The organism is Phaeospirillum tilakii, from assembly GCF_042683125.1.
Classification (GTDB): Bacteria; Pseudomonadota; Alphaproteobacteria; order Rhodospirillales; family Magnetospirillaceae; genus Phaeospirillum; species Phaeospirillum tilakii.
Genome location: NZ_JBHUIY010000025.1, coordinates 1 through 24,733, shown reverse-complemented (window position 1 = coordinate 24,733; position 24,733 = coordinate 1). Strand labels below are relative to the sequence as shown.

Genomic DNA, 24,733 nt, shown 5'->3' with positions numbered 1-24,733 from the left:
GCGGGCGGAGCCCGCTATTCGGCGGGAACCTCCAGCCGGCGGGGGCGGTGGCCGGCGCGGGCGGCCTGCCACATCAGGGCGAAGCCGCGTTCGAGATCGCGGGCGAAACGCTCGGTATCGAACAAAGGCGAGCGGGCCCGGGCCAGTTCCAGCCGATGCGCCAACGCCGCCCGCGCCGCCGGATCGAGCGCCAGCGCCACCGCTTTTTCCTCATAGGCGGCAAGGTCGGGACAGATCAGCTCGGGCAGGTCGAGGGTGGCGAGCAGACTGGCCGCCACCCGGGCCGGGAACAGCGGCCCCGGCGCGGTCAGCACCGGCACCCCGGCCCACAGCGCGTCGCTGGCGGTGGTGTGGGCATTATAATAAAGCGTGTCGAGCACCAGCCCGGCATGCAGGTGACGGGCGAGATGGGCCGGCTTGGGCGCGCGGGGGGCGAACACCAGCCGGGCCGGGTCGATCCCCCGGGCCGCCGCCTCGCGCCGCAGGTTGGCCTCCATCGTCGCCGAGCGCGACAGCAGCCACAGCACCGACCCCGGCACCCGGGCCAGGATCCGCATCCACACCCCGAACATCACCGGCTCGATCTTGTAGGCCTGGTTGAAGCAGCAGAACACGAAGCCCTCGGGCGGCAGGCCGCAGGCGGCGCGGTCGGGCAGATCGGCGGCGATTTCCTGTTCGCGGTCGTTGGGCTGGTAGCAATGCGGCAGCACCAGCAGGCTTTCGCTGAAGCCGGCCTCGGCCCCGGGCGGGGCCACCACCCGATCGACGATCGCCCAATCGATGAAGCCGGCGCCGCTGCTGCCGGGCAGCCCCAGCCAGTTGGCGGTGACCGGGGCCGGCCGCAGCGCGGTCAAGGCGAGGCGGTTGCCCCGGGTATGGACGTTGATGTCGATCAGGATGTCGATCCCGGCCTCGACGATGCGGGCGGCGGCGGTCGGAATGTCGAGCGGGGCGAGGTCGAGGAACAGGTCGGAACGTTCCCGCACCGCCCGGCGATAGGCGCTGCCGTCGTCGGGGCCGAGCGACAGCGCCGCCACCCGCACCCGGCTGCGGTCGTGGGCGGCGAACAGGCCACGCATCAGGTGGGTGGTGGGGTGGTCGTGAAAATCGGCCGACAGATAGCCGACCGTCAGCACCGGGCGCGGGCCGGGCCGGGCCGGACGCGGCCGGGGCGCGAGCGCCCGCGCCTCGACGGCGACCCGCTCGGCCCGGCGGCGGGCGATGGTCAAGTGTTCCGCCGCGCTGAACGGCAGCGGCAGGCTGAGCGCCAGCATCGGCCCGATCGGGTCGTCGCGCCGGGCCAGCGCCGGCTCGATCAGGCTGGCGCGCAGGGACTCGATCCCGCTCCAGTCGCATTGCCCCAGCCGCGCCTCGGCCAGCCGGGCCAGAATGGCGGGGTCGTCGGGACGGACGGCGGCGGCACGGGCATAAAAGCCGATCGCCGCCTCGTCGTCGCCCCGGCGGCGGGCGGCATGACCGGCCCCCAGCAGCGCCTCGGCCAGGGTCGGCGCCAGCGCCAGGGCGCGGGCGAAACAGTCCGAGGCCGCCTCGACCCGCTCGGTCTCCAGCAGCAGGTTGCCGAGATTGAGCAGCAGCGGCGGGGTATCGGGCGCCAGCGCCAGGGCGCGGCGGAACCAGTCCTCGGCCTCGGCGCGGCGGCCATGGGCCAGCGCCACCCGCGCCATCCCGGCCAGCAGCGGCCAGAAATCGGCCCGGGCGGCGAGGCCGCGCTCGAACGCGCCGCCCGCCTCGTCCCAGCGCGCTGCGTCGGCCAGCAGCCCGCCGAGATTGAGCCAGGCCTCGGCCATCCCCGGCGCCCGCGCCACCGCCTTGCGCAAAGCGGCGATCGCCGCCTCGGGCTTGGCGCGGTCCTTCAGCACCCGGGCCAGATTGTAATGGGTCATCGGATGGTCGGGCAGCAGCGTCACCAGCCGGCGGCAGGCCGCCTCCGCCTCGGCCAGCCGGCCGGCGCGGTAGCTCGCTTCCGCCTGTTCGGCCAAGGCCTGCGCCCGCTGCTGATCCCCGCTCATCCCTGTCCTCGTCCGTCATCGCCACCGGCCCCCGCCGGTCGCCCGATCCCACCACGGCCGCGCCCGATTGCCAAAGCCTTTCGACGGCGGCACGACGGCGGTGGCGAAACTGGCCTTGGCGCCCCACCTTGTGCTAGGAGTGCCGCTCCCCGCGCGCCGCGGCGCCTTTCGGGTGAATGAGGAGCAACGTGACAACCGCCACCGCACCCGGCCCCGGGCCCGGCCGGGTCTTCCTGGTCGGTGCCGGCCCCGGCGATCCCGACCTGCTGACGGTCAAGGCGCACCGGCTGATTTCCACCGCCGCCGCGGTGGTCTACGACCGCCTGATCAGCCCCGAGATCCTGGCCCTGATCCCCGCCGCCGCCGAGCGCATCTTCGCCGGCAAGGAATGCGGCCACCATTATCTCAGCCAGGACGAGACCAACGCCACCCTGGTGCGGCTGGCCCGCGCCGGGCGCGACGTGGTGCGCCTCAAGGGCGGCGACCCACTGGTGTTCGGACGCGGCAGCGAGGAGGCCCTGGCCCTGATCGAAGCCGGGATCGGCTTCGAGGTGGTGCCCGGCATCAGCGCCGCCGCCGGGGTCTCGACCTATGCCGGCATCCCGCTGACCCATCGCGGCCTCGCCACCGGGGTCCGCATCGTCACCGGCCATCTGCGCGAGGACCGGCGGCTCGACCTGCCGTGGGATCGCATCGCCGATCCCGACACCACCCTGGTGATCTATATGGGGCTGCACGGCCTGCCCGAGATCGCCGCCCGCCTCGCCGCCGCCGGCCTCGCCGCCGACACCCCGGCCGCCGCGATCGAGAACGGCACCACCCCGCGCCAGCGCCGGGTGATCGGCACCCTCGCCACCCTGCCCGCCCTGGTCGCCGCCGCCGGGCTGCGCCCGCCCAGCCTGATCGTGATCGGCCGGGTGGTGTCGCTGGCCGGCAGCCTCGACTGGTTCACCCCCGCCGCCGGCACGGCGCGATGAAGCCGGCCCGGCCGGCCTTGCTGCTGGTCGGGCATGGGTCCGCCCGCGTCGCCGGGGCCGGCGCCCCGCTCGAAGCCCTCGCCGCCCGGCTGCGCGCGGACGGGGACGGCGCTCCGGTGGCGGTCCGCTTCCTGCGCCAGGAACCGCGCCTCCGCCCCGATGATCCGCTGCTCGGCCCCGCCGCCCGGGTGGTGCCGGTGCTGCTCGGCGGCGGCGGCCTCGCCGCCGAACTGACCGCGCTTGCCGGGCCGGCCCGCGTCACCCCGCCGGTCGGCGACCATCCCGGCTTCGCCGCCCTGGTCGAACGCCTCGCCGTCACCGCCGCCGCGACGGGCGGGCTCGATCCCGCCGCCGCCGCCCTGCTGCTGGTCGCCCATGGCGGCCGCCATCCCGGTGCCGACGCCCCGGCCCGGACCCTGGCCGCGCGTCTCGCCGCGACCGGGGCCTTTGCCTCCGTCAGCGCATTGTTTCTCGAACAGGCGCCGCGCGCGGCCGGCTGGCGCGACCACACCGGCGGCCGGCCGGCGGTGGCGCTGCCGCTGCTGCTGGCCTCGGGCGGGCATGCCCGCCACGACGGGCCCGGGCTGTTCGCCGGAACGGGCGTTACCCTGGCCCCGCCGCCGACCGATCCGGTCGCGCTGGCGGCCATCGTCCGGGATTTGGCCGGAGACAGTTAAAGCGGGGCTGCCGCCCCATAGGCGCCAGGAACCGTGTCAACATAGCCCGAATGTGTATTTCGCCGACACCTCTCAATACCGATAAGGAATTTATTCGTGAACAATGATCGGCTTCGGATTCCGCAGGACCACGATTACTTTTACGCAATTGGCCTAGCGACAGTGGCTTTTGCACGACTAGAGTGGGATGCGGTATGGTGCTGCCAAAGACTAGAAAATGGCTACATCAATACAATTGAGCCTCGAAGGAAAACGGCCGGAAAAATTGCAGAAGACCTTGAGCGACTCTTTTCCAGAATCGCCGACATCAATCTCCGTTCGAAAGTTGTTCCGTTTGCGGCAGAGTTTTCAGCAGTCGCCCAAGAAAGAAATGGTTTAGTGCATGGAAAGCCGGGCACCGCCCCCAATGGCGATCAACGGCTATTCCGGCATGGTACTGAATGGACGATCGACAAAATCAATGAATTTTCTGACCGATGTGTGAAGGCGGGAGCACCGTTGAACGCCTTGCTATATGACGAGTTCAAGGAGCCGTGCAGCATTGCACTCCATTCGGTTTAATCGTTCAAGGGCAACAGCAACGGATTGCAAACACGCCCCCAACCGTTCGTAGCGCTTAGAGCCGCAGGCTCGGAAGAGCCCGCGCCGGGCGCGGCAGAAAAAGTTCGCCGCCCCAGCGGGAACGACGAACCGAAGCCGGCGCGGCGCGATCAGTTCACAGCCAGCGTCACCATCGACTGCAACTGATCGATCACACCAAGCTCAACGAAGAGGCAAGTCTGCTTGTCATCGATCGATACGTTGAACATCTGGGTGAACACCGTGCGCCGCACATGGGCCAGCCGCCCCGTCCTCCTCACACGGGGGCGGCGATGGCAGGGGCAAGCATCGCCAACCTTCATTCCCCGGAATTCCGAGATGACCCTTTTTCATCTCAGCGGCAGGGTTTGTAATCGTCCGACACCTCGTTCTTCAGCAGCTTGGCGCGGGCCGAGAACTTGCCGTAACCGCCTTTGCTGATTTCCTTCAGCTCCTTGTCCACCTGGGCGCAAACGGCGCCGACCATCGACAGGTTGCGGGCATAGGTGACGATCGCCCCATCGGCGCGGGTCTGTTTCGACTGCCAGTCCTGGGGGAATTCGCGTTTCCACGCCTTGGCCCGGCGCCCCACCGCGGCGCGGAAGCGAGCGCCGTTGACCTCCTCGAATTTTTCCCAGGTCGGGAACGAATCCTTGAGGAAGCCGCCGGCCTGACACAGCCGCGAGGTCTCGCGCAGATAGATGCCGTGGCGCACCTCGCGTTCGGCGGTCAGTTCGGCATCGGTGAAGCATTGCTTGCCCTTGCCCGCCGCCCAGGCGGGAAACGGCGCGGCCAGCGACAGCAGCAGGGCGGACAACAGAACGGCCTTGGCGAACACGGTCGGACCTCTGGGGGATGGCGGGGCGGTCAGTATGCCATGACCGATGGTCGTGTTAGAGTTCGGAATCCACACTCACCCCGTCCGAGGAGCCTCCGGTGACGACATTTCCCGCGCTCGTGCTGACCGAAGAAGAGGGCAAGGTCCGCCCGTCGATCCGCCACCTGACCGACGCCGATCTGCCCGCCGGCGACCTCACCGTCCGGATCGAGCATTCGACCCTCAATTACAAGGACGGGATGATCCTCAACGGCCTGGGCCGGCTGGTCAAAAGCTACCCCCACATTCCCGGAGTCGATTTCGCCGGCACGGTCGAGGCCTCGGATTCGCCCGCCTTCCGCCCCGGTGACGCGGTGATCGTCAGCGGCTGGCGGGTCGGCGAGCTGTATTGGGGCGGCTATGCCGGCAAGGCCCGCATCCGCGCCGAATGGGCGGTGCCGCTGCCGCCCGGCCTGACCACCCGGCGGGCGATGGCGATCGGCACCGCCGGCCTGACCGCGATGCTGGCGGTGATGGCGCTCGAGGAACACGGCCTCGGCCCGGACACCGACGGCGAGGTGCTGGTGACCGGCGCCGCCGGCGGAGTCGGCAGCATCGCCGTGCTGCTGCTGGCCAAGCTCGGCTATCGCGTCGCCGCCGCCACCGGCCGCGCCAGCCAGCACGATTATCTGCGCGGCCTCGGCGCCACCACCCTGATCGACCGCGCCGAGATCGCCACCGCTCCCGAACGGCCGCTGCTGTCGGAACGCTGGGCCGGGGCGATCGACAGCGTCGGCGGCGGCACCCTCGCCCACATCCTCGCCAGCCTGCGCTCGCGCGCGGCGGTGGCCGCCTGCGGCAACGTCGCCGGCGTCGCCTTCCCCGGCAACGTCCTGCCGTTCCTGCTGCGCGGGATCAGCCTGCTCGGGATCGATTCGGTCTCCTGCCCGACCCCGCGCCGGATCCGCGCCTGGACCCGATTGGCCGAGACGCTGCCGCTCGACCGGCTCGACGCCCTGACCACCGAGGCCCGGCTGACCGACCTGCCCGACCTCGCCGCCGCCATCCTCAAGGGCGAGGTGCGCGGCCGGGTGGTGATCGACCCCCATCGCTAGGTGTTTCCTTCGTCCGTGCGAAGGCAAGGGGGGAGGACACCCCGTCCCCCCTTCGCCGACGAAAAAAGGTCGCCAACGGCGGCCGGCTGGGCGCAAAGTGAGGCGGCCTGACCACAGGCGAGGGAGGGGGCCCGATGCTGGGACCGGCGGAACTGCGTGAAATCAACGAGGCGCTGGCCCAGGCCGGCGCCGATCCCGCGCCCGACGGGCGCGGCCCCTATCTGTCGGCGGCGTTCGCCGCCGCGATGGCGCTGGCCCGGGCCCTGCGCGAGGCCACCGCCGGCAGCGCCGCCGGGCGCGAACCGCCCCCGCCTGCCCCCTGATCCGAAAACGCTTTTGGCTCCGGCGGCCTGTGATATACTGCCGCCCCCGTTCGCGGGGGGACTCACTTTAATCTCAGGTGTCGGCACAGCATGAAACTGACCATCGAGCGCGCGGCTCTGCTGAAGTCGCTGGCCCATGTGCAAAGCGTGGTCGAGCGCCGCACCACCATCCCGATCCTGTCCAACGTCAAGCTCGACGGCCGCTCCGGCCGGCTGTCGCTCAACGCCACCGACATGGATCTCGACATCCTGGAGACGGTGCCGGCCGACATCGCCCGCCCCGGCGCCACCACCGCTCCGGCCCACACCCTGTTCGAGATCGTCCGCAAGCTGCCCGAGGGCAGTCAGGTCGAGATCGAGGTGCGCGAGGAGGACGGTCAGCTGACCCTGCGCTCGGGCCGGTCGAAATTCTCGCTGGCCTGCCTGCCGGTCGAGGATTTCCCGGTGCTGTCCGAGGGCGAGCTGCCGTTCCGCTTCACCCTGACCGCTACCGAGCTGAAGGCGCTGATCGACCGCACCCGCTTCGCGATCTCGACCGAGGAAACCCGTTACTACCTCAACGGCATCTACCTCCACGCCGCCGCCGGCGAGGCCGGGCCGACGCTGCGCGCCGTCGCCACCGACGGCCACCGCCTCGCCCGCGCCGAGGTCACCCTGCCCGAGGGCGCCGCCGGCATCCCCGGCGTCATCATCCCGCGCAAGACCGTCGCCGAGGTGCGCAAGCTGATCGACGAGACCGAGGGCGAGATCACCGTCGCCCTGTCCGAGACCAAGCTGAAATTCGCCTTCGCCGATGCCGAGCTGACCTCGAAGCTGATCGACGGCACCTTCCCCGATTACGAACGGGTGATCCCGACCGACAACGACAAGGTGCTCGACGTCGATTGCAAGAGCTTCGCCCAGGCGGTCGATCGCGTCTCGGCGATCTCGAGCGAGAAATCGCGCGCGATCAAGCTGAGCCTCGTCACCGGCACCGCCACCCTGTCGGCATCGAGCCCGGAAAGCGGCAGCGCGGTCGAGGAGATCGAGGCCAGCTATGACGCCAGCCCGCTCGAAATCGGCTTCAACTCGCGCTACCTGCTCGACATCCTCGGCCAGATCGAGGGCGACACCGCCCGCTTCGCAATGGCCGACGCCGCCTCGCCGACGGTGGTGCGCGAGGTCGCCGACGGCAGCGCGATCTACGTGCTGATGCCGATGCGGGTGTGACCGGTCCCGCCGCCGCGATGCCGCCGGGACCGCCCGGCCGGCTGGCGGTGCGCCGGCTGGCCCTGACCGAGTTCCGCTGCTACGCCACGCTGCGCCTCGAGGTCGGCCCCGGCCCGGTGGTGTTGACCGGCCCCAACGGCGCCGGCAAGACCAATCTGCTTGAGGCGCTGTCGCTGCTGGTGCCGGGACGCGGCCTGCGGCGGGCCGGCACCGGCGAGTTGACCCGGCAGCAGGCCGCCCCCGGCGCCGCCTGGGCGGTGTCGGCGCGGATCGAGGACGAAACCGGCCCGGTCGAGATCGGCACCGGGCGCGACCCCGGCGGCGACCGGCGGGTGGTGCGGATCGACGGGCGCAACGCCCGCTTGGCCGATCTGGCCGGACGGATGGCGGCGCTGTGGCTGACCCCGGCGATGGACCGGCTGTTTTCCGAGGGCAGCGGCGGACGCCGCCGCTTCCTCGACCGGCTGGCGTTCGGGCTCGATCCCGGCCACGCCGCCGAGGCCGCCGGCTACGAACAGGCGATGCGCGAACGCGCCCGTCTGCTGCGCGCGGCCCGCGACGACGGCCGCCCGGCCGATCCGGCCTGGCTGGCGGCGCTGGAACAGGGCATGGCCCGCCACGGGGCGCGGCTGGCCGCCAACCGGCTGGCCATCGCCGCCCGGCTCGACCGGGCCTGCCGCGACGGCATCGGCCCGTTCCCGGCGGCGCGGCTGGCGGTCGAGGGCGAGGTCGAGGGCTGGCTGGCGGCCGGGCTCGATGCCGAGGCGGCCGAAGAGAGGATGCGGACGGCGCTGCGGGCGGCGCGGCCGCGCGATCAGGCGGCGGGGGCGACCACCTTCGGTCCGCACCGCAGCGACCTCGCGGTCCGCCATGCCGCCCGCGACATCCCGGCGGCGCAGGGCTCGACCGGCGAGCAGAAGGCGGTGCTGGTGGCGATCGTGCTGGCCCAGGGCCGGGTGCTCGCCGCCGAGGGCGGGCGGCGGCCGCTGCTGCTGCTCGACGAAGTGGCGGCCCATCTCGACCGCGAGCGGCGGGCCGCGTTGTTCGACGAATTGTGCGCCCTCGGCGCGCAAAGCTGGCTGACCGGGACCGACGCGCCGCTGTTCGAAGCCTTCGGCGCCAGGGCCCAGTTCTTCCGGGTGGCGGATGCGTCCGTCGAGCCCGGCAACGGAGTGTAAGGTGAGGCGATGACGACCCCTGAGACCCCCGTGATCCCCCCTTCCGGCGAGCCGAGCGCGGCCCAGGCCGGCGCCGAGGAGTATGGCGCCGACTCGATCAAGGTGCTGCGCGGCCTGGAGGCGGTGCGCAAACGCCCGGGCATGTATATCGGCGACACCGACGACGGCTCGGGCCTGCACCACATGGTCTACGAGGTGGTCGACAATTCGATCGACGAGGCGCTGGCCGGCTATGCCGACCGGGTCGAGGTGATCCTCAATGACGATGGCTCCTGCACCGTCACCGACAATGGCCGTGGCATCCCGACCGACATCCACGAGGAGGAGGGCATCTCCGCCGCCGAAGTGGTGATGACCCAGCTCCATGCCGGCGGCAAGTTCAACCAGAATTCCTACAAGGTGTCGGGCGGCCTGCACGGCGTCGGCGTGTCGGTGGTCAACGCCCTGTCCGACATCCTCGACCTGCGGGTCTGGCGCGCCGGCAAGGAGCACGCGATGCGGTTCCACCTCGGCGAGTCCGAGGCGCCGCTGAAGGTGGTGGCGGAGTGCGGCGACCGCACCGGCACCGAGATCACCTTCCTGCCCAGCCCGACCATCTTCACCCAGACCCGGTTCGACTTCGCCACGCTCGAACACCGGCTGCGCGAACTGGCCTTCCTCAATTCCGGGGTGCGGCTGCGCCTCGCCGACCGCCGCCACGGCGAGAATCAGGTCAGCGAGCTGCATTATGAGGGCGGGATCGAGGAATTCGTCCGCTACATCGACCGCTCGAAGACCGCGCTGCACAGCCCGCCGATCGTGATGCGGGGCGAGCGCGACGGGATGACCGTCGAGGTGGCGATGGAGTGGACCGACAGCTACCACGAGAGCCAGCTCTGCTTCACCAACAACATCCCCCAGCGCGACGGCGGCACCCATCTCGCCGGCTTCCGCGCCGCGCTGACCCGCACCATCAACGCCTACGCCAATGAATCCGGCATCGCCCGCAAGGAGAAGGTGGCGCTGGCGGGCGACGACATGCGCGAGGGCCTGACCTGCGTGCTGTCGGTCAAGGTGCCCGACCCCAAATTCAGCTCGCAGACCAAGGACAAGCTGGTCAGTTCCGAGGTCCGCCCGGTGGTCGAGAGCATCGTCAGCGAAAAGCTGGCGGAATGGTTCGAGGAGCATCCCGGCGAGGCGCGCAAGGTGGTCGGCAAGGTGGTCGAGGCCGCCGCCGCCCGCGAGGCGGCGCGCAAGGCGCGCGAGCTGACCCGGCGCAAGGGGGTGCTCGACATCGCCACCCTGCCGGGCAAGCTGGCCGACTGCCAGGAACGCGACCCGGCCTTGTCCGAACTGTTCATCGTCGAGGGTGATTCGGCCGGCGGCTCGGCCAAGCAGGGGCGCAACCGCGCCAATCAGGCGATCCTGCCCCTGCGCGGCAAGATCCTCAACGTCGAGCGCGCCCGCTTCGACAAGATGCTGTCCTCGGCCGAAATCGGCACCCTGATCGCCGCGCTCGGCACCGGCATCGGCCGCGAGGATTTCGATCCCGACAAGGCGCGCTACCACAAGATCATCATCATGACCGACGCGGACGTCGACGGCAGTCACATCCGCACCCTGCTGCTGACCTTCTTCTATCGGCAGATGCCCGGCCTGATCGAGCGCGGCTTCCTCTACATCGCCCAGCCGCCGCTCTATCGCGCCAAGCGCGGCCAGAGCGAGGTCTACCTCAAGGACGACCGCGCCCTGGAGGAATATCTGATCGACGCCGGTCTGGCCGACGGAGTGCTGCGCCTCGCCAGCGGGATGCAGATCGGCGGGGTCGAACTGCGCGCCCTGACCGAGCAGGCCCGCGCCATCCGCCACCTGCTGACCCCGCTGACCCGCAAGGTGCCGATGGGGGTGGTCGAACAGGCGCTGATCGCCGGGGCGTTCGATCTGGCGCTGCTGACCGATCCGACCCGGGGCCCGGCGCTGGCGACCACCCTGGCCGCCCGCCTCGACGCGCTGGAAAGCCCGCTCGAACGCGGCTGGTCGGGCGAATGGCACGAGGGCGAGGGCTTCCGGGTCAGCCGCACCCTGCGCGGCGTCACCGAAAGCCACCTGATCGACGCCGGCCTGATCCGCTCGCCCGAGGCGCGGCGGCTGCACGAAAGCGTGCCGCGCCTGCGCGAGGTGTTCACCGCCCCCGCCACCCTGGTGGCCAAGGAACGCGAACTGTCGCTGCCCGGCCCGGTCGCCCTGGTCGGGGCGATCATGGAACAGGGCCGCAAGGGGGTGGCGATCCAGCGCTACAAGGGCCTGGGCGAGATGAACCCCGAGCAATTGTGGGAAACCACCCTCGACCCGCAGGCGCGCTCGCTGCTCCAGGTGCGGGTGGCCCAGGCCGACGACGCCGAACAGGTGTTCTCGACCCTGATGGGCGACATCGTCGAACCCCGCCGCGACTTCATCCAGGCCAACGCGCTGAAGGTGTCGAACCTCGACGTGTGAGGAACCGCATCAGGCGACGCTTTTAGGGCAACAAACGAGGCGGGGTGTCTTGCCCGCCTCGTTTTTTTTCATACGATGGCGGAGGTTGCCTTTTCTGCGGTGGGAATGGGCTACGATATCATCGCAGGCTGTGGCGATCGCCGCGCAGCCTGATCCGAATCCGGGGGCGTTGCCCAAAGATCTTGATCGTTGCCTCGTAAACGCCTATGTTTTTCTGGTCACGGGTTGCCACACGTCCTTTCGGGGAGTGCAAAATGGTAACCCTTTTTTTTACCCAGAAATCATGCCGCCGATACCCTACGCCAAGCCCTACGCGTCTCCCGCCGATTTGGTAACCCACCTCATCGATCGGAACCTCGACATTTCCGATCGGGCCGACGCCGAGCAAAAAATCGCGGAGATTGGGTATGATCGGCTTCGCATTTACTTCGCCAGTCGTCGCCAGCATACCGTAATCGGCAAGCCTTTCAGGTCGGGCACCACCTTTGACGACATTATGAGGCTCTACGCCCTTGACGAGGAACTGCGCGCCCTATGCTTCCGCCATTGTTCTAAATTTGAATTGGCGTTTCGGAATTTGATCGCCGAGGAACTGAGTTCTCGATATGGCCCTCATCCATATTTTGATGACACCATTTACGACTCGGAAAAATCGCGTTTCTCGGCGGTAAAGTGCCTGTCAGAAATATTTCACAAGAGCAGAGATCCGCGAGCGAAGCACTATTTCAAAAAGTACAACCCTCCACACCTGCCGCCAATTTGGACGCTCAAGGAATTCATGACGTTTGGATCGACAAATGTGTTTTTCAAGACCTTATCCAATCAGAACCGCCTTTTAGTTTCAAATGGATTCGGGGTGACGAATAGGAATGTTTTCGAGAAATGGATCGATGCCTTGATCGACTTTAGAAACGTCTGCGCCCATCACGACCGCCTTTGGAACAGGACATTTCAAAAAGAGATAAACGCCTATCACCGAAAGGCGATCCCCTCCGGACCTCCCACAAAGCTAAAGGCGTTCCTTGAAGTACTTGAATTCCTCTTGGGGGCCAGGGGTCACCGCGTTGCAATTGTAGCCGAGGTCACGACTTTGTTGAGGGCGTACCCTGTTGCTCAGCCTTCAGAGCTTGGCTTTTAGAGCGCGAGTTGTCGTCGCCGCACTTTTTCCGATCGCGGGCAACTCCCGACCATTGACGGGTTCCAAGGGCCTCCGGCCCTTGGCGGGCGCGGGCAGAGCCCGCTCTGGAGGACGCGATGAACTGGTTTCTGCTGCTGATCGCCGGGCTGTGCGAGATCGGCTGGGCGATCGGGCTGAAATACACCGAGGGTCTGACCCGGCTCTGGCCGAGCGTCGCCACGCTGGCGGCGATGGTGGTCAGCGTGGTGCTGCTCGGGGTGGCGATGAAGACCCTGCCGGTGGGGACCGCCTATGCGGTGTGGGTCGGGATCGGCGCGGTCGGCACCGCGCTGCTCGGCATCGTGCTGTTCGAGGAGCCGGCCAGTTTCGCCCGCCTCGCCAGTCTGGCCCTGATCTGCGCCGGGATCGTCGGGCTCAAGCTGACGACGCCGTAGCTCAGCGCCAGAGGTTGTAGCGCAGGATGCAATAGAGGGCGCGGACGCCGTCGCGCCAGCCGATCTTCTTGCCGTCCTCGTAGGTACGGCCGGAATAGCTGATCCCGACCTCGTAGATGCGCGGGCGCGGGGCGAGGTGGGCGACCTTGGCGGTGATCTCGGGCTCGAAGCCGAAGCGGTCCTCGACCAGGGTGATCTGGCTCAGGATCTCGCGGCGGAAGGCCTTGTAGCAGGTCTCCATGTCGGTCAGGTTGAGATCGGTAAACATGTTCGAGGCCAGGGTCAGGACCTGGTTGCCGATCGAGTGCCAGAAATACAGCACCCGGGTCTCCTCGCCGCCCTTGAAGCGCGAGCCGAACACCACGTCGGCGCGGCCGTCGAGGAACGGGCCGAGCAGGCGGGGATAATCGGTCGGGCTGTATTCGAGGTCGGCGTCCTGCACCAGCACGATGTCGCCGCTGGCCCGCTCGAAGCCGGAGCGCAGCGCCGCGCCCTTGCCGCGATTGACGCCGTGCTCGACCACCACGATCTCGGGGTGGCGCTGGGCCAGCGCCTTCATCACCGCCACCGAGCCGTCGCGCGAGCCGTCATCGACGATGACGATCTCGAGGTCGAGGCCGCAGCGATCGGCGCCCCTGACCCGGGCGACGATCTCCTCCAGCGTCTTTTCCTCGTTGTAGCAGGGAATCACCACGGAGAGACGGGAGAGGGTCATCGAACGGGTTCCTGGCGAAAGGACGGGGAACATTCCCCGCCTGGGGTTAACCGCAGAGCGGGCGGCCTGTCAATCCCGCGTACCGGCCGGAGCGACGATCTCGGCGTCGCGATAGCCCTGGGCATAGAGCAGCGCCGACAGATCACCGTGATCGACCCGGGCCCGCGCCTCGCCCGCCACCACCGGCTTGGCGTGGAAGGCGATGCCGAGACCGGCCTCGCGCAGCATGTCGAGATCGTTGGCGCCGTCGCCGACCGCCACCACCAGATCCGGGCCGATGCCGAGGTCGGCGGCGGTGGCGCGCAGGGTGGCCAGCTTGGCCTCGCGGCCGATGATCGGGTCGCCGACCGCGCCGGTCAGCCTACCGTCCGCGACGATCAGGCGGTTGGCGACGTCGCGGTCGAAGCCGCAGGATTGGCGGACCCGGCCGGTGAAGAAGCTGAACCCGCCCGACACCAGCACCGCATGGGCGCCGTGCGCCTTCATCGTCGCCACCAGGGCATGGGCGCCGGGGGTGAATTCGATCCGCGCCCAGGTCTGGGCGAGGCAGCTTTCCGGCAGGCCGGCGAGCAGGCCGACCCGTTCGCGCAGGGCGGCGGCGAAATCGATCTCGCCGTTCATCGCCCGGGCGGTGATCAGGGCGATGCGGTCCTTGATCCCGGCGAAATCGGCCAGTTCGTCGAGCGTCTCGCCGGTGACCATGGTCGAATCCATGTCGGCGACCAGCAGACGCTTGCGCCGCCCGGCCTGGGGCTGGGCGATGGCATCGACCGGCCAGCCTTCGAGGATGCGCTGGGCGATGGCGTCGCCCTCGGCCGGGGCCAGCCCGGTGAAGGCGAGGTCGCAGGCCCGCTCGGGCGACAGCCAGTCGGGCTGGCCGACCTCGGCCCCCAGCGCCCGCAGCGCCCCCCGCACCTCGGACACCAGCGAGCCATCGAGCCCGGGCAGGCCATGTCCGGCGATCAGGGTCAGCACGTTGTCCATGGGAAGGTCCTTGGCGGTCGGGCGGAGGCGAGCGGCCGGGACGGGGCCGGCGGGCAGGCGAAGGCCCACCCTTTACTGCGCCCCGTCCCGGCTGGCAAGCCTCAAGCCGCCCGACCCGCCCGGCTCAGGCCGGCTCGGCCGGCGCGCCGAACGGCCGGTTGAGCCGGACCACCGCCAGATTCAGCGCGGCGGCGAAGGTCACCCAGGCCAGATACGGCGCGATGAAAGCCGAGGCGGCGGGGGCGAACGGGGCCAGCCCGACCACCAGCGCCAGCACCGACAGCCACAGGAAGACGCATTCGATCAGCGCCCAGTCCGGCCGGCGCCAGCGGAAGAACAGCGGGCTCCACAGGATGTGGCAGGCGGCGTTGAAACCGAACAGCGCCAGCACGCGGATCCGGGTGGCCTCGTCCGGCGCCGCGTCCCACGCCAGCGCGGCGGCCCAGCCGGCCAACCCGAGAATCAGCCCCCAAGCCGGGCCGAACGCCCAGTCCGGCGGCTGCCAGCGCGGCTTGCGCAACGCGCGGTACCAAGGATCGATGGTGGTCAGCGCACCGCCGATCCCGGCGACGACGATCGCGCCCAGCATGGCGACGACAATGGTGATGGTCATGATCCCGTCCCTCAACGAATAGGTCCCACCGCAAAGATGGGGGCAACGGCGCCGACGGGCAAGCGCGGAAGCCGATCCACCCCCGGATCGATCACGGGCGGAAAACCCAGGATTTCCGCGCCTCTCCGGGGCGGTATTTTGATACCGCGCGGCTAAGTCGTTGTTTTATAACGGCATAAAATCGATTGACTTCATTCCAGGGTCTGGCATACTCCGCGCCCTCGACGCCGTGGCTGCACGGCGACGTCAACTGGTTTTGCCGTGGGTGCCATGAAAACCTATAACGCCAAACCGTCCGAAGTGGAAAAGAAGTGGGTCGTCATCGACGCGGACGGCGTCGTGCTCGGTCGTCTCGCCAGCATCATCTCGATGCGGCTGCGCGGCAAGCATCTGCCCACCTACACCCCGCATGTCGACATGGGCGACAACGTGGTGGTGATCAATGCCGAGAAGGTCCGCCTGACCGGCAACAAGCTGGCCGACAAGCGCTTCTTCTGGCACACCGGCCATCCCGGCGGGATCAAGGACCGGACCATCGGCCAGCTGCTCGGCGGCCGCTTCCCGGAGCGGGTCATCGTCAAGGCGGTGGAACGGATGATCACCCGCGGGCCGCTCGGCCGCCAGCAGATGAGCAATCTGCGGGTCTATGCCGGCCCCGCCCATCCGCATGAGGCCCAGCAGCCGGAAGTGCTGGACGTCGGCGCGCTGAATCCGAAGAACAAGAGGTAATCCGATGGCCGATCTCTCCAGCTTGGCCGACCTTCAGGTCTCGACCCCGGCCGCGCCCGTCCACGAGCGCAAGGTCGATTCCAGCGGCCGCGCCTATGCCACCGGCAAGCGCAAGAACGCCGTTGCCCGCGTCTGGGTCAAGCCCGGCACCGGCAAGATCACCGTCAACGGCCGCGACCTGCCGGTCTACTTCGCCCGTCCGGTGCTGCGGATGCTGATCAACCAGCCGTTCGAAACCGTGCGCGCCGAGGGTCAGTTCGACGTGGTCTGCACCGTCACCGGCGGCGGCCTGTCCGGCCAGGCCGGCGCGGTCCGCCACGGCATCAGCCGCGCCCTGACCTTCTTCGACCCGGCGATGCGTCCGCCGCTGAAGGCCGGCGGGTTCCTCACCCGCGACCCGCGCGTGGTCGAACGCAAGAAGTACGGCAAGCACAAGGCCCGTCGCTCGACCCAGTTCAGCAAGCGCTGATCCGGTTCGGCACCCGCCGACATTGCCAGGGGGTCCGGAGCAATCCGGACCCCTTTTCTTTGCCTCGGGCGCACAATCAACGGGTCAGGCGGCCCCCCAGGGATGCGCGGATCAAGTCCGCGCATGACGGAAAAGAGCGGGGCCGCCCGCCCCGCTCCTCCGGGATGAAGCAAAAAAGAAGGGGGTCCGGGGCATCGCCCCGGCGGGTCGCGGGCAGAGCCCGCGTAACGCTACACCCGACGGCGGGCGCGCAGGGCGGCGGTGATGGTGCCGTCGTCGAGATGGTCGAGATCACCGCCGACCGGCACCCCCTGGGCCAGTCCCGACACCGCGACCGCGCCGCCTTCGAGCCGCTCGGCCAGATAATGGGCAGTGGTCTGCCCATCGACGGTGGCCGGCAGGGCCAGGATCACCTCGGCGACGCCGCCCTCCCCCACCCGGTCGAGCAGCCGGCCGATGCCGAGATCGTCGGGGCCGACGCCGTCGAGCGCCGACAGCAGCCCACCCAGCACGACATAGCGCCCGGAGAAACTGCCGGTGCGTTCCATCGCCCACAGCGCGGCGACGTCCTCGACCACGCACAGCAGGCTGGGATCGCGGCGGGGATCGGCGCAGATCGCGCAGGGATCGACGGTGTCGAAATTGCCGCAGCGGCGGCAGGGACGGATCCTGGCCGCCGCCTCAGTCAGGGCCTGGGCCAGCGGTTCCATCAGGATCTCGCGCCGTTCGAGCAGGCGCAGCGCGACGCGCCGGGCCGAACGCGGCCCGAGCCCGGGCAGACGGGCCAGCAACTGGATCAGCCGCTCGATTTCCGGACCGGCCATCGCCCCTCCGCGTCGGGTTGGCGGCCGGCCCCGCCCTGGTCGCGGGCGGGGCCGGCCAGCCGGATCAGAACGGCAGCTTGAGGCCGCCGGGCAGGCCGAAGCCGCCGGTGATCTTTTCCATTTCCTCCTGCATCACCGCTTCGGCCTTGGTGCGGGCGTCGGCGAAGGCGGCGACGATCAGGTCCTCCAGCACCCCGGTCTCTTCCGGCTTGACCAGCGACGGGTCGATGCGGACCTTGCGCAGGTCGAACTTGCCGGTGATGGTCACCGAGACCAGACCGGCGCCGGCGCTGCCCTCGACCTCGGTCTCGCCGAGCTTGGCATGCATCTCGCCCATCTTGGCCTGCATCTGGGTGGCCTGCTTCATCAGGTTGCCGAGATTCTTCATAGATCTTCTTCTCCAGGAAACATTTCGGACTCGGGCTCGGCCTCGTCGGCGGCCGGCCCGGCGGACGGACCCGGCTCCGGTTCGAGGTCGCGCACCGCCTCGATCGTCGCATCGGGAAAGGCGGCCAGCACCGCCTTGACCAGGGGATGGTTGGCCGCGTCCTGGCGCCGGCGCAGGTCGGCCTCGGCCTCCTGCTCGGCCAGGGTCGGGCCGGCCGGATCGGTGGCGTTGAGCGACACCGTCCAGCGCCGCCCGGTCCACTCGCCCAGCAGCCGCCCCACCTTCGCCGCCAGATCGGACGGCGCGCGCGATTGCTGGCGCCATTCGATCCGGCCGGGGGCGAACGAGACCGGGTTGACCTGGGTGCGCAGCACCACCGCCAGCACCCCCTCGCGCCGTTCGGTGAACAGCGCCACCGCCTCGGCGAAGCTCGACGGCATCGGCGGCAGGGCCACCGGCTCGGCCATCGGGGCGGCGCGCAACGCCGCCATCGCCCCGCCGCCGCCCGGCCCGGGACCGGCCAGCACCGGCCCGCGCGCCTCGACCCGGCCACCGCCGCCGCCGGGGGCACCGCCGCCCCCGCCGCCGGGACCGTGCGGCGCCGGCGGGGTGCCGGCGCGGATCTGTTCGACCAGTTCGGCCGGGCTGGGCAGATCGGCGACATAGCCGAGCCGGACCAGCGCCATTCCGGCGGCCTGGATCGGACTCGGCGCGGCGCGGGTCTCGCCCAACCCCTTCAGCAGCATCTGCCACGCCCGGCTCAGCACCGCCAGCGACAGGCTGCCGGCCATTTCCTGGCCGCGCACCCGCTCGGTCTCGGCCACCCCGGGATCGCCGGCGCTGTCGGGCGCCAGCTTGAGCCGGGTCAGCCAGTGGACCAGATCGAGCAGGTCCTGCAACACCACCACTGGGTCGGCCCCGGCGGCGTACTGGCCGTCGAGCAGGGCCAGGGCCTGGGCGATCTCGCCCTTGAACAGGTCATCGAGCAGGTCGAACACCCGGGCGCGGTCGGCCAGCCCGAGCATGTCGCGCACCTGCTCCTCGCTGACCGCGCCGCCGCCATGGCTGATCGCCTGATCAAGCAGCGACAGCCCGTCGCGCACCGAGCCATCGGCGGCGCGGGCGATCATCGCCAGCGCGGCGGGGGCGATCTCGGCCTGCTCGGAAGCGGCGACCCGGGCGAAATGCGCGGCCAGCGTCGCGATCTCGACCCGGCGCAGGTCGAAACGCTGACAGCGCGACAGCACCGTCACCGGCACCTTGCGGATCTCGGTGGTGCAGAACACGAACTTGATGTGCTCGGGCGGTTCCTCCAGCGTCTTGAGCAAGGCGTTCCACGCCTTCTCCGACAGCATGTGGACTTCGTCGAGGATGAACACCTTGTAGCGCGCCGAGGTCGGGCGGTAGCGCACCTGATTGGTCAGCTCGCGGATGTCGTCGATGCCGGTGCGGCTGGCGGCGTCCATCTCCAGCACATCGACATGGCGGTCCTCGGCGATCGCCCGGCAATGCTCGCACACCCCGCAGGGGGCGATGGTCGGACCGCCCTGCCCGTCCGGGCCGATGCAGTTGAGGGCACGAGCGAGGATGCGGGCGGTGGTGGTCTTGCCCACCCCGCGCACCCCGGTCAGCACGAAGGCATGGGCGAGCCGGCCGCTCTTGATCGCGTTGGACAGGGTGCGGACCATCGCTTCCTGGCCAATCAGCCCGGCGAAGTCGGTCGGCCGGTACTTGCGGGCCAGAACCCGATAGGGAGGGGGGGCGGGGCTGTCGGTCATCGCGGCAGAATATCTCGCGCCGGCGCCGCTGCACAGGCCCGGCCGCGACCGCGTCGCCCTAAATGAAGAGAGAGGTGGGAGACCGGACAACGACCCGGATCGGAAATCGTTGCGGCTGCTTCCTTCCGGACCTGACCGGGTTGGCGATTGATCCGTCCGCCGCCGATCTCCCGGGCGGGGGTTTACAGGGGATGCGCCGATCAGGCAAGCGAAAAAAACGACGCGGGCTCGACGCGGGCTCTGCCCGCACCCGCACGCGGGCTCCGCCCGCACCCGCCAGGAACCTGAGGTTCCTGGACCTCCCCGACCAAACCATCCGTCAAGCGGCGGCTCGGATTGTCGATCCGGCAATTTTGGACTATATGTCCGGATAGCGGCGAGAGAGGTTTGCGATGGGCAACACGGCGCAAAACCAGGCAACCCGAACCTACCGCGCCCGTCTGGCCCAGCGCGGCTTCACCCGCTTCGAGATCATCGCCCTCGAGACCGACCGGGATCTGTTCCGCGCCCTCGCCCGGCGCTTGGCGGAGCCGGGCCCGCAGGCGGAGCAACTCCGCGCCACCGTCAAGAGCGTCGTTGCCGGCGAACCGCCCAGACCCGGGGGAATCCTGGCGGCGCTACGCCGCTCGCCCCTGGTCGGGGCCGATCTCGACCTGACGCGCGCGCGCGACGAAGGGCGCAAGATCGATCTGTGACCCGCTTCCTGCTCGACACCAACATCATCAGCAACGTGGTCAAGCCGGCTCCCTCGGCAGCCCTGCTCGCGTGGTGGGGCCGGCAGCCGGACGAAGCCCTGTTCATCTCCGCGCTGACCGTCGCCGAGATCCGACGCGGCATCCTTGAAAAACCGCACGGGAAAAAGCGCGACATCCTCGAACGCTGGTTCAGTGGGCCGGAAGGCCCCCAGGCGCTGTTCGCCGGCCGGATTCTGCCGTTCGACGATCAGGCCGGGCTGATCTGGGCTCGCCTGATGGCCGAGGGCAAGGCCGCCGGCCGGCCCCGCAGCGCGCTGGACATGATCGTCGCCGCGATCGCCGAAGCCAATCAGTGCCTGGTGGCAACGGACAACGAAAAGGACTTCGCCGGCATCCCGTTCGTCAATCCCATGCGTGGGGCGGGTTGAGCGGAGACTTCCCCGCAAAACATAACGACCAGATGAGCATTCGTCGCCCCGGACCGCGGCAAACCGCGCCGATCGGGCGCGGTGTCCCCTGACACGGCCCGAAACCGGCCGGAATTTCAAACCGGCACGGGTCGATCATCAGATCGGCGCTCGGCCGAGATGACGCGGAAATGAGGCGGGGTGTGGGCGGTGCGGCGGGCGGAACCTGTCTGCCCGGGCACGCGCGGTTTCCCCCGGTTCGAGGGGAAATTCAACAAGATCAAAGGGGGAAAATGGGGCGAGTGATGAGATTCGAACTCACGACATCCAGGACCACAACCTGGCGCTCTAACCAACTGAGCTACACCCGCCACCGGAGAGGCCGCCCTTTTAGCGGAGCCGGCCGCGCCCGTCAAGCGCTGTTTTCACCCTTTCAGCCGAAGGCGGTGTCGAGCCCCATCATCACCGCGAAACCGGCCATCAGCCCCAGCGTCGCCGGGGTCTGGTGGCCGTTGCGGTGGGTCTCGGGGATCACTTCGTGCGACACCACGAACAGCATCGCCCCGGCGGCAAGGCCGAGCCCGATCGGATAGGCCAGGGCAAAGCCCGACGACAGGCCGAGCCCGACCAGCGCGCCCAACGGCTCCATCGCCCCGGTCGCCACCCCGATCCAGCCCGCCCGCCACCGCGCCAGCCCGGCCGCCCGCAGCGCCACCGCCACCCCCAGCCCCTCGGGCAGATCCTGCAACGCGATCGCCCCGGCCAGCGGCAACCCGACCGACAGGTCGCCCCGGGCGAAGCCGACCCCGATCGCCATCCCCTCGGGCAGGTTGTGCAGGGTGATCGCCAGCACGAACAGCCACACCCGCGCCAGCCGCGCCGCCCCCGGCCCGCACGGGGCGCCATGGGGGTGCTGGTGGGGGAAGAAGCGGTCGAGCCCCAGCATCAGCGCCGCCCCGAGCCCGAGGCCGACCGTCACCACCAGCGCCGCCATCGCGCCGCTGCCGGTCAGCTCCCGCCCGGCGGCGAGGCCCGGCAGCAGCAGCGAGAACGAACTGGCCGCCAACATCATCCCGGCGGCAAAGCCGAGCAGGCTGTCCTCGGCCCGCGCCGACAGCCCGCGCAGCCCGGCTCCGGCCAGCGCCCCGGCCCCGGTGGCGGCGAACCCGGCCAGCCCGCCCAGCGCGGCATAGCCCAGCCACGGCCCCCGCGCCGGATCGAGCCCGCCCGCCGCCCCCGCCGCGATCAGAACCAGCAACGCCAGCACCGCCACCGCCAGCCCGGCGGCCGGCAGCGGCCGCCGTCGCGCCTCGGCCCACCACAAGGCCAGCCAGGACGGCGCGACGGCGGAAAGGGAGGAGGGGACGGCGGACCCGGCGCGGGGATCGAGCGACATCGACGGCCTCTTTTCTTTTTATTGCTTCCAATAATTAACTCAGCCGGCGCCGGGCCGCAATCGGGGATGACAGGGCCGGCCCCGCCCTGTATGGTGCCGCCCGCGTCAGACGGCCGGACGGCCGCGCTCCAGGGCTTCACCGCCTTGGGGGGAGGAAAGTCCGGGCTCCACGGAAACACGGTGCCGGATAACGTCCGGCGGGGGCGACCCCAGGGAAAGTGCCACAGAAAGCAAACCGCCTGCGCCCCGGTTTTCCGGGCCGCCGGTAAGGGTGAAAGGGTGCGGTAAGAGCGCACCGCGGCGCCGGTAACGGCGATGGCAGGGTAAACCCCACCGGGAGCAAGACCAAATAGGGGCGGCACCCGTCTTTCTCACGAAAGACGAAAGCGCGTTTCCGCGCCGCCGCCCGGGTCGGTCGCGACAGGCGTCCGGTAACGGACGTCGCAGAGGAATGGCCGTCACCGCGGTCCCATGGGATTCCATGGGACGGCGGGACAGAACCCGGCTTACAGGCCGTCTGACGCCCTCGCCCCGCCGCCCCGGCCGGGCCCGGATCCCCCGCCCCCGGCGGGCCCGATCCATACCAACCGGCAGGCCCTAAGGTCCCGACCCGAGGCGCTTTTTCCGCCCAAATGGACTATCCACAGGCAGCCCATTGGCGGTTTTTCCTCCAAAATCAGGCCCTTGCCGAAAAAACCTCCAGTACTTTGATAAAATTTTGTACACAACTTGAGACGCCACCCTCAGAGTCGGGTCATTACTATCTGATTCCATTGACGCCCATGCTTTCCCATGATATCCCATAAATACCCATTCGGCGGCACCGGGGATTCGCCCGCCGGAACAGCGCAAGGAGTGTGGGGCCGACGGCACGACCGGCGAATCCGGGGCATCTCGAGGCAAGGCGAAACGAGTGGCTCTGTTCCTCTCCACCTTCGTCAACAAGGTCGACCGCAAAGGGCGGGTCTCGGTGCCGGCATCGTTCCGCACCGCGCTGGCTTCGTCGGGCCTGGCCGGGATCGTCGTCTATCGCTCCTTCATCCACCCATGCGCCGAAGGCTGTGGACTTGATTTCATGGAACGGTTGTCGGCCAGTACCGAAACCCTCGACCTGTTCAGCGCCGAGCAGGAAGAGCTGAGCGCATTGATCTTCGCCGACGCGCGCCAGCTCGCCTGGGATCCGGAAGGACGGGTGGTGCTGCCCGAGGACCTGATCGCCCATGTCGGGATCGGCGAGAGCGCATCCTTCGTCGGCAAGGGCCAGACCTTCCAGCTGTGGGAGCCCGAGGCCTATCGCGCCCACGAGGCCGAAATCCGCGCCCGCGCCCTCAGGAATCGGCCGACCCTGCCGCTGCGGCCGCCGGCCGCCCCCCCACGCGGAGGAGAGGCGCCATGACCACCCCCCACATCCCGGTGCTGCTCGACGAAATGCTGGAAGCCCTCGCCCCCGAACGCGGCGGCCGCTTCCTCGACGGCACCTTCGGCGCCGGCGGCTACAGCCGCGCCATCCTCGCCACCGCCCCGGCGGCGGAATTGATCGCCTTCGACCGGGATCCTTCCGCGCGCGCGCGGGGGGAGGCGCTGGCGGCGGCGCATCCCGGCCGCTTCCGCTTCGTCGCCGGCCGGTTCGGCGATCTCGACGAATTGCTGCCGCCCGACCTGCGCCTCGACGGGCTGGTGCTCGACATCGGGGTGTCGTCGATGCAGCTCGATCAGGCCGAGCGCGGCTTTTCCTTCGCCAAGGACGGCCCGCTCGATATGCGGATGGAACAGAGCGGCGAAAGCGCCGCCGATCTGGTCAACACCCTGCCCGAGGCGGCGCTGGCCGACCTGATCTACCGCTATGGCGAGGAGCGGCTGTCGCGCCGGATCGCCCGCGCCATCGTCGCCGCCCGCCGCGCCGAGCCCTTCACCCGCACCGCCCAGCTCGCCGCCGTGATCCGGCAGGCGGTGGGGGGACGGTCGGGCGACGGCATCGACCCCGCCACCCGCAGCTTCCAGGCGCTGCGCATCGCCGTCAACGACGAGCTGGGCGAACTGGAACGCGCCCTGGCCGCCGCCGAACGCCGGCTGGCGCCGGACGGGCGGCTGGTGGTGGTGACCTTCCATTCGCTCGAGGACCGTCTGGTCAAGGACTTCCTGCGCGACCGCTCCGGCGCCGCCGCCCGGCCGTCGCGCCATTCGCCGCTGGGCGAGGCCGGGCCCGCGCCCAGCTTCACCCTGCTCCACCGCCGCGCCGCCCGCCCCGGCGCGGAGGAACTGGCCCGCAATCCCCGCGCCCGCTCGGCGCGACTGCGCGCCGGCCTCCGCACCGAGGCCCCGGCCTGGCCCCTGCACAGCGGGAGGGCTGCATGACCCGCGGCTTCCTTGGCACCACCCTGTGGATCGGGCTCGCCGCCTGCATCGGCGTCGGCCTGTTCCTGATCAAGCACGAGGTCAAGCTCAAGGAGCAGCGCCTCGACGAACTGAACGCCCAGATCCGCGCCAACCAGCAGAGCGTCCACGTCCTGCGCGCCGAATGGGCCTATCTCAACGATCCGGTCCGCCTGCGCGGGCTGGCCGAGAAATATCTCGGCATGCATCCGGTCCAGCCCAGCCAGATCGCCTCGCTCGACGCGGTGATGAGGGACGGGCTGCCGGCGCCGCTGCCGACCCGCCTCGCCGACGGCCGCACCCGGCCGATCGCCCCGGCGGCGATCGCCGCCCGCGCCGCCACCGCGGCGATCGCCGCGCGCACCAATCCCGCCGCGCCGGCCGGAATCAATCCGCTGCTGCACCATCTG

27 protein-coding genes, 1 tRNA gene and 2 other RNA genes are annotated in these 24,733 nt (G+C 69.8%); 18 read left to right on the top strand and 12 right to left on the bottom strand.

Going from position 1 to position 24,733, the window contains the following annotated elements; translation table 11 throughout:
* Positions 1 to 14: 14 nt before the first annotated feature.
* A complete protein-coding gene (locus tag ACFSNB_RS12610) occupies positions 15 to 2,030 on the bottom strand; it encodes an O-linked N-acetylglucosamine transferase, SPINDLY family protein (RefSeq protein WP_377317069.1) in 2,016 nt (671 codons plus the stop codon).
* Between the two features lie 188 nt (positions 2,031 to 2,218).
* Here ACFSNB_RS12610 and cobA point away from each other — a divergent pair, with 188 nt between their 5' ends.
* The 3 genes from cobA to ACFSNB_RS12595 all read left to right on the top strand — a co-directional run bounded on the left by cobA (position 2,219) and on the right by ACFSNB_RS12595 (position 4,245).
* A complete protein-coding gene (gene cobA / locus ACFSNB_RS12605) occupies positions 2,219 to 3,007 on the top strand; it encodes a uroporphyrinogen-III C-methyltransferase (RefSeq protein ID WP_377317067.1) in 789 nt (262 codons plus the stop codon).
* Positions 3,004 to 3,684 carry a CbiX/SirB N-terminal domain-containing protein gene (locus ACFSNB_RS12600; RefSeq protein WP_377317065.1) on the top strand — a complete coding sequence of 227 codons (681 nt, stop codon included), beginning with the start codon at positions 3,004 to 3,006 and terminating at the stop codon, positions 3,682 to 3,684. Before cobA ends, ACFSNB_RS12600 begins: the two co-directional genes overlap by 4 nt.
* A gap of 96 nt (positions 3,685 to 3,780) precedes the next feature.
* Positions 3,781 to 4,245 carry a hypothetical protein gene (locus tag ACFSNB_RS12595; protein WP_377317063.1) on the top strand — a complete coding sequence of 155 codons (465 nt, stop codon included), beginning with the start codon at positions 3,781 to 3,783 and terminating at the stop codon, positions 4,243 to 4,245.
* A 149-nt stretch (positions 4,246 to 4,394) separates the two neighbouring features.
* Here the strand turns inward: ACFSNB_RS12595 and ACFSNB_RS12590 are convergent, their stop codons facing one another.
* Together ACFSNB_RS12590 and ACFSNB_RS12585 are read right to left on the bottom strand one after the other, a co-directional pair.
* Positions 4,395 to 4,586, bottom strand: coding sequence for a hypothetical protein (locus ACFSNB_RS12590; protein WP_377317061.1), 192 nt, complete (start codon positions 4,584 to 4,586; stop codon positions 4,395 to 4,397).
* A gap of 32 nt (positions 4,587 to 4,618) precedes the next feature.
* Entirely contained in the window at positions 4,619 to 5,101 is a 483-nt protein-coding gene (locus tag ACFSNB_RS12585; protein WP_377317059.1) for a hypothetical protein, read from the bottom strand.
* Positions 5,102 to 5,199: 98 nt separating this feature from the next.
* On the opposite strand from ACFSNB_RS12585, the gene ACFSNB_RS12580 reads away from it, so the two are divergent.
* From ACFSNB_RS12580 to sugE, 7 genes are all read left to right on the top strand, one after another.
* The gene (locus tag ACFSNB_RS12580) at positions 5,200 to 6,195 is read left to right on the top strand and encodes an MDR family oxidoreductase (RefSeq protein ID WP_377317057.1); all 996 of its coding nucleotides are present in this window, start codon (positions 5,200 to 5,202) and stop codon (positions 6,193 to 6,195) included.
* A gap of 134 nt (positions 6,196 to 6,329) precedes the next feature.
* Positions 6,330 to 6,518 carry a hypothetical protein gene (locus ACFSNB_RS12575; RefSeq protein WP_377317055.1) on the top strand — a complete coding sequence of 63 codons (189 nt, stop codon included), beginning with the start codon at positions 6,330 to 6,332 and terminating at the stop codon, positions 6,516 to 6,518.
* A 90-nt stretch (positions 6,519 to 6,608) separates the two neighbouring features.
* On the top strand, positions 6,609 to 7,727 hold the full coding sequence (gene dnaN, locus ACFSNB_RS12570; protein ID WP_377317053.1) for a DNA polymerase III subunit beta: 1,119 nt from the start codon (positions 6,609 to 6,611) through the stop codon (positions 7,725 to 7,727).
* Positions 7,728 to 7,744: 17 nt separating this feature from the next.
* On the top strand, positions 7,745 to 8,905 hold the full coding sequence (gene recF / locus ACFSNB_RS12565; protein ID WP_377317133.1) for a DNA replication/repair protein RecF: 1,161 nt from the start codon (positions 7,745 to 7,747) through the stop codon (positions 8,903 to 8,905).
* Between the two features lie 9 nt (positions 8,906 to 8,914).
* Positions 8,915 to 11,380: a DNA topoisomerase (ATP-hydrolyzing) subunit B gene (gyrB, locus tag ACFSNB_RS12560; RefSeq protein WP_377317051.1), complete on the top strand. Its 2,466-nt coding sequence runs from the start codon at positions 8,915 to 8,917 to the stop codon at positions 11,378 to 11,380.
* Between the two features lie 130 nt (positions 11,381 to 11,510).
* Positions 11,511 to 12,518 (top strand): Abi family protein, encoded by a 1,008-nt coding sequence (locus tag ACFSNB_RS12555; protein ID WP_377317049.1) that lies wholly within the window; start codon positions 11,511 to 11,513, stop codon positions 12,516 to 12,518.
* A gap of 116 nt (positions 12,519 to 12,634) precedes the next feature.
* Positions 12,635 to 12,952, top strand: coding sequence for a quaternary ammonium compound efflux SMR transporter SugE (gene sugE / locus ACFSNB_RS12550; RefSeq protein WP_377317047.1), 318 nt, complete (start codon positions 12,635 to 12,637; stop codon positions 12,950 to 12,952).
* A gap of 1 nt (position 12,953) precedes the next feature.
* Here sugE and ACFSNB_RS12545 read toward each other — a convergent pair whose 3' ends face one another.
* The 3 genes from ACFSNB_RS12545 to ACFSNB_RS12535 form a co-directional block, all read right to left on the bottom strand.
* Positions 12,954 to 13,667, bottom strand: coding sequence for a glycosyltransferase family 2 protein (locus ACFSNB_RS12545; RefSeq protein WP_377317045.1), 714 nt, complete (start codon positions 13,665 to 13,667; stop codon positions 12,954 to 12,956).
* A 69-nt stretch (positions 13,668 to 13,736) separates the two neighbouring features.
* Complete coding sequence (gene serB, locus ACFSNB_RS12540) at positions 13,737 to 14,651, bottom strand: phosphoserine phosphatase SerB (RefSeq protein ID WP_377317043.1); 915 nt, start codon at positions 14,649 to 14,651, stop codon at positions 13,737 to 13,739.
* Positions 14,652 to 14,775: 124 nt separating this feature from the next.
* Positions 14,776 to 15,264 carry a TspO/MBR family protein gene (locus ACFSNB_RS12535; protein ID WP_377317041.1) on the bottom strand — a complete coding sequence of 163 codons (489 nt, stop codon included), beginning with the start codon at positions 15,262 to 15,264 and terminating at the stop codon, positions 14,776 to 14,778.
* A gap of 270 nt (positions 15,265 to 15,534) precedes the next feature.
* On the opposite strand from ACFSNB_RS12535, the gene rplM reads away from it, so the two are divergent.
* Both rplM and rpsI read left to right on the top strand, forming a co-directional pair.
* Positions 15,535 to 15,993 carry a 50S ribosomal protein L13 gene (gene rplM / locus ACFSNB_RS12530; protein WP_377317039.1) on the top strand — a complete coding sequence of 153 codons (459 nt, stop codon included), beginning with the start codon at positions 15,535 to 15,537 and terminating at the stop codon, positions 15,991 to 15,993.
* A gap of 4 nt (positions 15,994 to 15,997) precedes the next feature.
* The gene (rpsI, locus tag ACFSNB_RS12525; RefSeq protein WP_377317037.1) at positions 15,998 to 16,462 is read left to right on the top strand and encodes a 30S ribosomal protein S9; all 465 of its coding nucleotides are present in this window, start codon (positions 15,998 to 16,000) and stop codon (positions 16,460 to 16,462) included.
* A 230-nt stretch (positions 16,463 to 16,692) separates the two neighbouring features.
* Here rpsI and recR read toward each other — a convergent pair whose 3' ends face one another.
* The 4 genes from recR to ffs all read right to left on the bottom strand — a co-directional run bounded on the left by recR (position 16,693) and on the right by ffs (position 19,624).
* Positions 16,693 to 17,286 carry a recombination mediator RecR gene (recR, locus tag ACFSNB_RS12520; RefSeq protein WP_377317035.1) on the bottom strand — a complete coding sequence of 198 codons (594 nt, stop codon included), beginning with the start codon at positions 17,284 to 17,286 and terminating at the stop codon, positions 16,693 to 16,695.
* A gap of 64 nt (positions 17,287 to 17,350) precedes the next feature.
* Positions 17,351 to 17,674 carry a YbaB/EbfC family nucleoid-associated protein gene (locus ACFSNB_RS12515; protein WP_377317033.1) on the bottom strand — a complete coding sequence of 108 codons (324 nt, stop codon included), beginning with the start codon at positions 17,672 to 17,674 and terminating at the stop codon, positions 17,351 to 17,353.
* Positions 17,671 to 19,452 (bottom strand): DNA polymerase III subunit gamma/tau, encoded by a 1,782-nt coding sequence (locus ACFSNB_RS12510; RefSeq protein ID WP_377317031.1) that lies wholly within the window; start codon positions 19,450 to 19,452, stop codon positions 17,671 to 17,673. The genes ACFSNB_RS12515 and ACFSNB_RS12510 overlap by 4 nt, the downstream gene beginning before the upstream one ends.
* 73 nt (positions 19,453 to 19,525) lie before the next feature.
* Positions 19,526 to 19,624: signal recognition particle sRNA small type (ffs, locus tag ACFSNB_RS12505), an RNA gene on the bottom strand.
* A gap of 220 nt (positions 19,625 to 19,844) precedes the next feature.
* On the opposite strand from ffs, the gene ACFSNB_RS12500 reads away from it, so the two are divergent.
* Complete coding sequence (locus tag ACFSNB_RS12500; RefSeq protein ID WP_377317029.1) at positions 19,845 to 20,147, top strand: hypothetical protein; 303 nt, start codon at positions 19,845 to 19,847, stop codon at positions 20,145 to 20,147.
* On the top strand, positions 20,144 to 20,575 hold the full coding sequence (locus ACFSNB_RS12495; RefSeq protein ID WP_377317027.1) for a PIN domain-containing protein: 432 nt from the start codon (positions 20,144 to 20,146) through the stop codon (positions 20,573 to 20,575). Before ACFSNB_RS12500 ends, ACFSNB_RS12495 begins: the two co-directional genes overlap by 4 nt.
* 273 nt (positions 20,576 to 20,848) lie before the next feature.
* On the opposite strand, the gene ACFSNB_RS12490 is transcribed toward ACFSNB_RS12495, so the two are convergent.
* Together ACFSNB_RS12490 and ACFSNB_RS12485 are read right to left on the bottom strand one after the other, a co-directional pair.
* Positions 20,849 to 20,925, bottom strand: a tRNA-His gene (locus ACFSNB_RS12490).
* 62 nt (positions 20,926 to 20,987) lie between these two features.
* Positions 20,988 to 21,950: a ZIP family metal transporter gene (locus ACFSNB_RS12485; protein ID WP_377317025.1), complete on the bottom strand. Its 963-nt coding sequence runs from the start codon at positions 21,948 to 21,950 to the stop codon at positions 20,988 to 20,990.
* Between the two features lie 105 nt (positions 21,951 to 22,055).
* Between ACFSNB_RS12485 and rnpB the strand changes: the two genes are divergently transcribed.
* The 4 genes from rnpB to ftsL form a co-directional block, all read left to right on the top strand.
* Positions 22,056 to 22,475: RNase P RNA component class A (rnpB, locus tag ACFSNB_RS12480), an RNA gene on the top strand.
* Positions 22,476 to 22,863: 388 nt separating this feature from the next.
* Positions 22,864 to 23,346: a division/cell wall cluster transcriptional repressor MraZ gene (mraZ, locus tag ACFSNB_RS12475; protein ID WP_377317023.1), complete on the top strand. Its 483-nt coding sequence runs from the start codon at positions 22,864 to 22,866 to the stop codon at positions 23,344 to 23,346.
* Positions 23,343 to 24,305 (top strand): 16S rRNA (cytosine(1402)-N(4))-methyltransferase RsmH, encoded by a 963-nt coding sequence (gene rsmH / locus ACFSNB_RS12470; protein ID WP_377317021.1) that lies wholly within the window; start codon positions 23,343 to 23,345, stop codon positions 24,303 to 24,305. Before mraZ ends, rsmH begins: the two co-directional genes overlap by 4 nt.
* Positions 24,302 to 24,733, top strand: a 432-nt coding sequence (gene ftsL / locus ACFSNB_RS12465) for a cell division protein FtsL (protein ID WP_377317019.1), incomplete at its 3' end; no start/stop codon positions are given. The genes rsmH and ftsL, both read left to right, overlap by 4 nt.